The sequence below is a fragment of the Dysgonomonas sp. Marseille-P4677 genome, from assembly GCF_016652235.1.
Taxonomy (GTDB): Bacteria; Bacteroidota; Bacteroidia; order Bacteroidales; family Dysgonomonadaceae; genus Dysgonomonas.
In genome coordinates, this window is sequence record NZ_JAEPKU010000146.1 from 1 (window position 1) to 10,481 (window position 10,481).

Consider the following 10,481-nt stretch of genomic DNA (forward strand, 5'->3'; position numbering starts at 1 on the left):
TAATTTCTACTTTGGTAAAAGTAAAAGAAGTCAAGATCTGTTCAATCATTATATATGTCGAGTAAAAAGGTCGTATATAAAAGACAAGAGCCATATATTCCATACGACTCTTGGTATAATATTATCTGATTATATTTTATCCGAGTAGTATGGCTTAGGCAACTCCCGACAATTATATTGAGAGGCCATTATTTCTCCATAAGCCCCAGCTGAACGAAGGACAAGCAGATCGCCTCGTTGCGTTTCATTCAATTCATAATCTTTAGCAAACACATCCGAAGATTCACATATAGGACCAACTATATCATATTTTTTTGCAGGTAGATCAGATGAAATATTCTCTATTTTATGATATGCCTGATAAAGAGCTGGACGAATAAGATCTGTCATCCCACCATCTACTATCACAAAAGTTTTACTTTCGCCGTGTTTCACATATGTTGTACGTGTAACTAAAGATCCACACTGCGCAACTATGGATCGCCCTAATTCGAAATGAACGATTTGACCTTCTCTTAATTTCAAGTTTTTATGAAATGAAGCGAAATACCCTTCAAAGTCTGAAACCGGGTGACTATCAGGATTTTCGTAATCTATACCTAATCCCCCTCCTACATTTATGTGTTCTAGTTTGATTCCTTTTTCTTCAAAAAAATTCTGAAGCTCATTTATACGCTCACATAACGGCTCGAATACATGAATATCTTCTATTTGAGAACCTATATGAAAATGTATTCCGATTAGCTTTATTGCTTTCAGCGATTTTAATTTTTCCAAGACATCATCAAGATGCGCCATTCCAAAGCCGAACTTATTCTCGTTCAGCCCTGTTGTAATATATTCATGTGTATGAGCATCTACATTAGGATTTATACGCAAAGCAACTTGAGCCAATTTCCCTTTTTTATTAGCAAGTTCGTTTATCACTTCTAATTCAGGAAGCGATTCTACATTAAAACAAAAAATATTAAGGTCAAGCGCCAGGTTAATTTCCTTATCTGTTTTACCAACACCGGCAAATACTATTTTAGATGCCGGAAAACCAGCATTAACAGCTGCTTTTACTTCGTTTCCACTTACGCAATCTGCACCTAACCCTTCAGAAGCAATTACCTCTAATATTTTGCGATTCGCATTAGCTTTTACTGCATAATGCTGAATAAATCCATATTTTTTAGTTTCTTCTCTTACTATTTTCAAGGTTTTTTTCAGTAAATCCATATCATAATAGTAAAAAGGCGTCTCTATACCTTTTAATTTGTCAACAGGAAAATTTCCTTTTGTCATCTGGAGTCTAAGAATTAATTAAACAATTTGTCATTCAATATTTGTAGAGTTTTCTCTTTGTCTTTTTGTTCTATCAAGAATGAGAAGTTATATTTACTTCCACCGAACGAAATCATCCTAATAGGGATTCCGCTAACAGCATTCAATATATTAGATGCAAAACTGGTATCTTCCGATTCAAGATTTCCTATAACAGATATAATTACCATATTGTTGTCGACAGATACAGTACCATATTTTTTTAAGTCATCAAGAATCAATTGTATATTCCGATCATCATCTATCGTCAACGAAATACCAATTTCAGATGTAGCTAACATATCTATAGATGTCTGGTAATTTTCGAATACTTCCATTACCCGACGTAAAAACCCATGGGCAAGTAACATCTTACCCGATTTTATTTTGATCGCTGTTATGTTTCTTTTTGCTGCTACAGCCTTGATTGCACAAGCCTCTGTCTCATTCGAAATAAGAGTGCCTTCCGCATCGGGGCATTTAGTGTTTTTCAAACAAACAGGAATATCTGCAAGTTTTGCCGGAAGAATACTTGAAGGATGAAGTATTTTAGTACCAAAATAAGCTAATTCGGCAGCTTCATCAAAGTTTAGTCGACGTATAGCTTTTGTTCCTTTCACATACCGGGGATCATTATTCTGCATGATATCAACGTCTGCCCAGATTTGCACTTCTTCCGCGCCAACAGCCGCGCCTACGAGCGAAGCTGTAAAGTCGCTCCCCCCCTTACGTAAATCGTCTATTTCGCCATATGCATTACGACAAATATATCCTTGCGTAACATACAGATCAGCTCCCTTAGCTTTGGCTGTATCTAAAAGATTTGTTAGTTTTTCCTTTATATATATAGGATCAGGAGCTGCATTCTTATCAGTTCGCATGTACTCCAAGGCAGGAATCAGAGCCACATTTATATTTTTCTCGCAAAGATATAAGTAAAACAATTCTGAACTAAGCAATTCACTCTGAGCCATTATTACACGTTCTTCGAATAATGTAAATAGATCTTTTGTAAAAGTTCTGATATAATCGAATTTATCGGTTATAACCTTATCCGCTTCGATTTTATTTTTTTCTATAAGAAAAAGCTCCTGAACAAATCCTCTATATTGTTTCTCTAGCTGATTAATTATCTCAATAGCTCCTTCTTGATTTTTTTTATACAGATAATCCGAAACTTCAGTTAATGCTTCAGCAGTTCCACGCATCGAAGATAAAACAATAATATTGTTGTTTCCTTTAGCAACAATGTTTGCCACATCTTTCATTTTCTCTGCCGTAGCAATAGATGCACTGCCAAATTTTAGGACCCTCATGCTTCAATCTCTTTTAGAATATGTATGTAATTGCTCTATTTCGGTACAAAAATATAAAATTTTGCGGCATTTTTTTCAGAATAAGCTATATATTTGATTTTTGTTTAACTTTTTATCATGTAAAACACTGAATCATTTCTTATGTTAAAAAAAATTCATTATTTTCTTCTTATTTTGTCTTTAATCGCCTGTTCCAGCAAAGATAATACTTTTATTGCCGATTACAATATTGTACCTGCAATACAAGATATAAAAAACATTACCGATCAATCATTTACACTCAATAGTTCAACAAAAATATCATATCCAATAGATAACGAAAAATTGAGAAAAGTAGCTGAAATGCTATCCGAATATATAGACCAGATCACTGGTTACAAGCTTAATTTGACTAATGACTCTGCTTCCAAAAATACGATTGTACTCACCACCAATTTCTCAAACGAAAACACTGAAGCTTACGTATTAAATGTAAATCCGTCGCAAATAATTGTAAATGGCGCCTCTGAATCGGGTGTATTCTACGGTATTCAAACACTGAGAAAATCTATACCTGCCATTGCTACAGGAGAAATCAAATTTCCGGGTGTAGAAATAAGTGATTTTCCTGCCTATGGACATCGTGGTGTACATTTGGATGTCTCACGACATTTCTTTCCTGTCAGTTTTGTCAAGAAATATATGGATATAATGGCAATGTTCAATATGAACGTTTTTCATTGGCACTTAACCGATGATCAAGGATGGCGTATAGAAATAAAAAAATATCCAAAATTAACAGAAATAGGCTCTCAACGTGAAAAAACAATCATTGGACGACACACCGGCGAATTCGACAATACTGCCCATGGCGGATTTTACACACAAGAAGAAATAAAAGACATCATCAAATATGCATCTGAACGCTTCATTACCATAATTCCTGAAATAGATATACCCGGACACACATTAGCTGTACTCGCTTCTTACCCATACCTCGGATGTACCGGAGGCCCATACAAAGTAGGTTGCGAATGGGGCATATACGAAGATGTGTTGTGTGCTGGAAATGAAGAGACTTTCATTTTTCTGGAAGATGTAATGAGTGAGGTTGCAGATCTGTTTCCATCCCAATATATCCATATCGGAGGCGACGAATGTCTCAAAAACAGATGGATGGCCTGTCCTAAATGTCAAGCTAAAATTAAACAATTAAGACTCAAAGGAGCTAATGGGCATTCAGTCGGTGAAGAACTCCAAAGCTACTTTATCGCACGTGTAGAAAAAATGATCAATGCCAAAGGAAAATGCATCATTGGCTGGGACGAAATCCTAGAGGGTGGTATTGCTCCTAATGCAACGATTATGTCTTGGCGTGGAACAGAAGGAGGAATATATGCAGCAAATAAAGGTCATGATGTTATAATGACTCCTGAACAATTTGTATACTTAGATTACTATCAATCTCCTGATGTAGACAATGAACCTTTTACTTTCGGATGGCTTACAGAGTTAAAAAAGACATATTCATTTGATCCAATGCCGAAAAACCTCCCCGAAGATAAACAAAAGCATATACTAGGTGCACAAGTTAATCTATGGTCCGAATACATGCCAGCCGAGCAAAATGTAGAATATATGCTATTGCCACGCATGTGCGCACTTGCTGAAACATTATGGAGTAACTATAAATATAAGGATTATAATAATTTTTTATCCAGGCTTTATAACTCATCTAAGTTATTCGACAAATTAGGATATGAAAATTGTCAACATGCTTTTGGCGTACAAGATTCCATTGTTGTAGACACAATAAATAATAAGATAAATCTTTTTCTATCAACATTTGATAATAGTCCTATATATTACACAATGTCGGATTTAGAGCCGAACAAAGAATCGACTCTATATACTAAGAATACAGCTATAAATATCGAAAAGAATACTATTTTCAAAGCTGTAACGTATAGAGATAATAAAAAAAGTGATACCTATTCGAAAGATTTTGTCGTTCATAAAGCCAGTGCTAAACCTATTTCATTAAAATATCAGCCTGATAGCAAATACACGTTCAATGGCATAACCACACTTGTCAATGCACAAGAGGGCACAATATCCAGTTACCGTACCGGTAGTTGGATCGGTTTTTTAGGAACAGATATGGAAGCCACCCTAGACCTTAAAGCAAGTACATCTTTTTCAACTGTCAGCATAGATGTATTCGTTAATACAAGAGGTAATCTCTTCCCTCCTAAAAGTTTTACAGTCTACACATCCAGCGACGGCAAGGATTATGTCAAATATTATCACCTCGATTACGAAGAAATCTTAGAGCACATATCACCTAAAGTAGTAACAAGAGCTACCGACATCAAAGAAACTCAGGCTAGATACGTAAAAGTCATAATGGAGTCCATAAAAACACTTCCTCAATGGCACGAAAAGAAAGGGAATAAAGTATTTCTGATGATAGATGAAATTCAAGTACGATAAATATTCTGGATATATTTTTAATATTTTAATTATTTCTCATCAGTTTATATTAATAATTATTCTTAACTTTGTACCTCAGATATTCACATAAAAAACTTTGAGTATTTGACAAATGAAAAAGAAGAAGATACAACACTTAATATTAATATAAAAGGAACAGGTATAACAATATCAAGTTCCTTTTTTTTTGCCTATAAAATAGTTATTACTCACAATTATATTTCAAATGAAGATGTATTCAGACAAAGCAGTTCAACTTATTCTTGATGACGGAACAGTTTTCGAAGGAAGATCATTTGGCGCCGAAAAAGCCAATGCCGGAGAAGTTGTATTTAATACAGCAATGGTAGGATATCCGGAAAGTCTTACCGACCCTTCTTATCTGGGACAGATACTCGTTGTCACATTTCCCCTCGTAGGTAACTACGGTGTACCTGACAATACTTTCACCAATGGTATATCTGATTTTTATGAATCGGAGAAGATACAAGTAAACGGACTCATTATCTCTGATTACTCTCATGAGTATTCTCACTGGAATGCAAAGAAAAGCCTTGGAGAATGGCTTAAAGAGAATGATGTTCCGGGAATTTACGGCATCGATACACGTGAGCTTACAAAGATATTACGAGAAAAAGGTTCGATGAAAGGTAAGATTGTCTTTAAAGGAGCAGATGAAATCGACTTTTATGATCCTAATATGGATAATCAAGTGGCTTTGGCTAGTTGTAAGGAAGTAATAACATACGGAAACGGGACTAAGAAAGTCGTTTTGGTAGATTGTGGCGTAAAGCACAATATACTTCGCTGCTTATTGAAAAAAGGAGTAACTCTAATACGTGTACCTTGGGATTATGATTTTAACCAATTAGAATGGGATGGACTTTTCATTTCGAATGGACCCGGTAATCCCGATTTTTGTGAGGAAACAGTAAAAAACATCCGCAAAGCGATGGAAGGAGATAAGCCTATCTGTGGTATTTGTATGGGAAATCAATTATTATCTAAAGCAGGAGGTGCAACTATATATAAACTGAAATATGGACATCGTAGCCATAATCAACCTGTCAAAATGGTAGATTCTACTAAATGTTTTATCACATCACAGAATCATGGATTTGCCGTAGCAAATGCTTCTCTGGGATCTGATTGGGAACCATTGTTTATCAATCTAAATGATGGAACGAATGAAGGTATTAAGCATAAAACAAAACCATTCTTTTCAGCTCAGTTCCACCCTGAAGCGGCAAGTGGGCCTACTGATACATCCTTCTTGTTCGATATGTTTGTAGAAAAATTATAATCCACAATAAACAAAATAATTGCATAATGGATATAGATGTAAAAAAAGTATTAGTCCTCGGGTCGGGAGCTTTGAAAATCGGTGAAGCCGGAGAGTTTGACTATTCTGGTTCACAAGCTCTGAAAGCATTGAAAGAGGAAGGAATAGAAACAGTACTCATAAACCCTAATATAGCAACGGTACAAACTTCGGAAGGTAGTGCCGACAAAATATATTTCTTACCTATTACCCCATACTTTGTAGAAAAGGTTATTAAGAAAGAAAAGCCCCAAGGTATTCTACTTGCCTTTGGTGGACAAACAGCTCTAAACTGTGGGGTACAACTATTTGAAAATGGCATTCTTGAGAAATATAATGTAAAGGTCTTGGGAACACCGGTACAAGCAATTATGGATACAGAAGACCGTGATTTGTTTGTAAAGAAATTAGATCAAATAGATGTAAAAACAATAAAAAGCCATGCTGTAGGCTCAATTGAAGATGCAGTAAAAGCAGCCACAGAATTAGGCTACCCGATTATAGTGCGTGCGGCCTATGCTCTTGGAGGTTTGGGATCTGGTTTCTGTGACAACGAACAAGAACTACGGATACTCGCCGAAAAGGCTCTCGCCTACTCTACTCAGCTTTTGGTTGAAAAATCGCTAAAAGGATGGAAAGAAGTAGAATACGAAGTAGTACGTGACAAGTACGATAACTGTATGACAGTGTGTAATATGGAGAACTTCGACCCTCTAGGTATCCATACAGGCGAAAGTATAGTTGTTGCACCATCACAAACATTAACAAATTCGGAGTATCACAAACTACGTGAATTAGCTATCCGCATTGTAAAACATATCGGAATCGTAGGTGAATGTAATGTTCAATATGCTTTCGATCCCGAATCGGAAGATTATCGGGTAATCGAGGTAAATGCGCGTCTGAGTCGTTCTTCGGCATTGGCTTCTAAAGCTACAGGTTATCCATTAGCTTTTGTCGCTGCAAAATTAGGACTAGGTTACGGATTATTTGAATTAAAAAATTCTGTAACAAAATCTACATGTGCATTTTTCGAACCTGCACTAGACTACGTGGTAGTTAAAATTCCTCGTTGGGATTTAGGTAAATTTCATGGAGTATCGAAAGAGATTGGTTCGAGCATGAAGTCGGTAGGTGAAATTATGGCTATCGGGCGAACTTTTGAGGAAGCCATACAGAAAGGACTCCGAATGATAAATATCGGTATGCACGGATTTGCAGCTAACAAACCACTAGAAGTAGAAAATCTGGATGATGCGCTTAAAAATCCTACCGACAAACGTATTTTCTGTATAGAAGAAGCTTTAAAAAGAGGATATAGTATAGAGCAAATACATGATCTGACCAAGATAGACCTATGGTTTTTACAAAAACTTCAATATATATTCAAATGTTCGAAAGAACTGGAAAAATATGATGATATACAATCTCTCCCACTCGACCTTCTTCGTTCATCTAAACAAATGGGATTCTCTGACTTCCAGATAGCAAAAATAGTATGCAAAGAAGCAAGTCTTGTAGAGACCATAGCACACGATGTACGTCGCATCCGAAAAGAGAATGGTATTATACCATGTGTAAAACAGATAGATACGCTTGCTGCCGAATACCCGGCACAGACCAACTACCTATATATTACATACAATGGTAAAACTAATGACGTAAAATATCTCGGCGACCATAAGTCTGTTATAGTCCTCGGATCGGGAGCATATCGCATCGGATCATCGGTTGAATTCGACTGGTGTTCGGTAAATGCCCTGCAAACAATACGAAAAGAGGGATACCGTTCGGTAATGATAAACTACAACCCCGAAACAGTATCGACAGACTACGATATGTGCGATCGCTTATACTTCGATGAATTGACGTACGAGCGGGTAATGGATATCATCGAATTGGAGAACCCTCATGGGGTAATCCTTTCCGTTGGTGGACAGATACCAAACAATCTGGCGATGCGACTGGATGCTGCAAAAGTAAATATACTGGGAACAACAGCCAAAAACATAGACAATGCAGAAGACCGTCATAAGTTTTCAAGTATGCTCGACCGTATCGGAGTTGACCAACCACGCTGGAAAGAGTTAAGTACATTAGATGACATTAAAGTCTTTGTCGAAGAAGTAGGTTACCCCGTACTAATACGCCCGTCATATGTCCTCTCCGGGGCAGCGATGAATGTATGTTCGAATGATGAAGAGTTGGAGAACTTCTTGAGTCTTGCAGCCGAAGTATCAAAAAAACATCCTGTGGTGGTAAGCGAATTTGTAGAGAATGCGAAAGAAATAGAGATAGACGCCGTAGCCAACAAAGGAGAAATAGTCATGTATGCTATATCTGAACATGTTGAATTTGCAGGAGTACACTCCGGAGATGCAACCATACAATTCCCGGCTCAACGTCTTTATATAGAAACAGTAAGACGTATAAAAAAGGTAGCCCGCAAAGTAGCACAGGAATTACAGATCTCCGGTCCTTTCAATATGCAGTTTTTAGCGAAAGACAATGATATAAAGGTTATAGAATGTAATCTGCGCGCATCGCGCTCCTTCCCATTTGTATCCAAGGTTCTTAAGATAAACTTCATTGATCTGGCCACTCAAGTTATGCTCGGCAAACATGTTGAAAAGCCCAACAAGAATGATTTTGACCTTGATTATGTAGGTATTAAAGCCTCGCAATTCTCATTTTCCCGTTTGCAAAAGGCCGATCCTGTACTAGGTGTAGATATGGCTTCAACTGGAGAGGTCGGTTGTATAGGAGATAACTTCTATGATGCTATGTTGAAATCCATGCTATCGGTAGGTTATCGTGTACCTAAAAAAACTGTGTTATTTTCAACCGGTCCGGCTAAATCGAAAGTAGAGCTTTTGCAAGCAGCAAAGTTACTACATCAGAAAGGATACGAACTATATGCTACAGGTGGATCGCAAAAGTTTCTTACCGACAATGGAGTTCCTGCGACTCAGGTATTCTGGCCTAATGAAGACCAACAACCAAGCGCGTTAGAAATGATACAAAATAAAAAGATAGATCTTGTGGTGAATATTCCAAAAAACTTTACTACAAATGAACTAGACAACGGTTATAAAATACGCCGTGCTTCTATCGATTATAACGTACCATTGCTAACAAATTCACGTCTTGCATCTGCCTTCATACAGGCATTCTGTAAAATGAATGTAGACGAGATAGAAATTAAAGCTTGGAATGAATATGAATAAGTTCTTACTATAAGAATAATAAAATAAACGACTATCCGTTAAATAGATGGTCGTTTATTATTTTGTATAAAAAATTTTATTTCACACCAAAACTATGAAAAAAGCATTGGCTATCATTTCTATTCTATTTCTTACTTTTTCATCCATATCGGCACAAAAAAAACTTCTTAGTCAGATCAATTCGCTTGATACAAAAGAGACTGTCAATCTGAAATACAACAACAAGGGTCAACTCGTTTATTTCGAGGAAAAAGGCATTGTCACATTTAGAGAGTTCAGCTTCAAGTATGATAAAAACTCGAATAAATTATCTGAATGTAATATGAATCAGGATAGAGGCGAATTAGTTACAAATTCGAAATATCATTACAACGATGGATACATTACTGAAGAAATAGTAAGCTCGGGGAAACAGGTCCGTGAAAAAAAAGTAATCGATCATATTAAGATTCACATCGATAATAAAAACAGACTCACAAAAACAGTATTTGACGATGGCAAACCTTGGGAAGAATTTGTATATGATGAGAATAACAATATGATTATTTATACTCAGCATTCTGCTTTAACAGAAGGAGGTAGTAAGATTATTAAATATAAGTTTAATCAAGACAAATCTGCTTTTTGGGCTATTGAACATATACCAGCATGGTTCTGGGCATGGCATATCAATAGCATGCGCTGGTGCAGAGATTTTATCGGACAAAATAATCCAAATGAATTTACTACTGAAGACCCTAAATATGGAACTGACACAATAGAAGTAACCTATGAATATGATCACGATGGGTTTCCGACAAAACAATATTACAACGGTAAATTAGTCAGAGAGTTTATTTA

At 36.4% G+C, this 10,481-nt stretch carries 6 protein-coding genes; 4 read left to right on the forward strand and 2 right to left on the reverse strand.

Annotated features, from left to right (window positions below; genetic code table 11):
- Window positions 1-129 precede the first annotated feature (129 nt).
- Together lysA and JGH11_RS17260 are read right to left on the reverse strand one after the other, a co-directional pair.
- Window positions 130-1,287, reverse strand: coding sequence for a diaminopimelate decarboxylase (lysA, locus tag JGH11_RS17255; protein ID WP_201113881.1), 1,158 nt, complete (start codon window positions 1,285-1,287; stop codon window positions 130-132).
- Between the two features lie 14 nt (window positions 1,288-1,301).
- Entirely contained in the window at window positions 1,302-2,621 is a 1,320-nt protein-coding gene (locus JGH11_RS17260) for an aspartate kinase (RefSeq protein ID WP_201113883.1), read from the reverse strand.
- A 141-nt stretch (window positions 2,622-2,762) separates the two neighbouring features.
- On the opposite strand from JGH11_RS17260, the gene JGH11_RS17265 reads away from it, so the two are divergent.
- The 4 genes from JGH11_RS17265 to JGH11_RS17280 form a co-directional block, all read left to right on the forward strand.
- The gene (locus tag JGH11_RS17265) at window positions 2,763-5,093 is read left to right on the forward strand and encodes a family 20 glycosylhydrolase (protein WP_201113885.1); all 2,331 of its coding nucleotides are present in this window, start codon (window positions 2,763-2,765) and stop codon (window positions 5,091-5,093) included.
- A 232-nt stretch (window positions 5,094-5,325) separates the two neighbouring features.
- A complete protein-coding gene (gene carA / locus JGH11_RS17270; protein WP_201113891.1) occupies window positions 5,326-6,396 on the forward strand; it encodes a glutamine-hydrolyzing carbamoyl-phosphate synthase small subunit in 1,071 nt (356 codons plus the stop codon).
- 26 nt (window positions 6,397-6,422) lie between these two features.
- On the forward strand, window positions 6,423-9,641 hold the full coding sequence (gene carB / locus JGH11_RS17275) for a carbamoyl-phosphate synthase (glutamine-hydrolyzing) large subunit (RefSeq protein ID WP_201113887.1): 3,219 nt from the start codon (window positions 6,423-6,425) through the stop codon (window positions 9,639-9,641).
- A gap of 94 nt (window positions 9,642-9,735) precedes the next feature.
- On the forward strand, window positions 9,736-10,481 hold a 746-nt coding region (locus JGH11_RS17280; RefSeq protein WP_201113889.1), incomplete at its 3' end, for a hypothetical protein.

Excerpts from the sequence above, each read along its gene's own strand:
- JGH11_RS17260 (WP_201113883.1), bottom strand. The coding sequence starts at position 2,621 with ATGAGGGTCCTAAAATTTGGCAGTGCATCTATTGCTACGGCAGAGAAA.
- JGH11_RS17265 (WP_201113885.1), top strand. The coding sequence starts at position 2,763 with ATGTTAAAAAAAATTCATTATTTTCTTCTTATTTTGTCTTTAATCGCC.
- lysA (WP_201113881.1), bottom strand. The coding sequence starts at position 1,287 with ATGACAAAAGGAAATTTTCCTGTTGACAAATTAAAAGGTATAGAGACG.
- carB (WP_201113887.1), top strand. The coding sequence starts at position 6,423 with ATGGATATAGATGTAAAAAAAGTATTAGTCCTCGGGTCGGGAGCTTTG.
- carA (WP_201113891.1), top strand. The coding sequence starts at position 5,326 with ATGTATTCAGACAAAGCAGTTCAACTTATTCTTGATGACGGAACAGTT.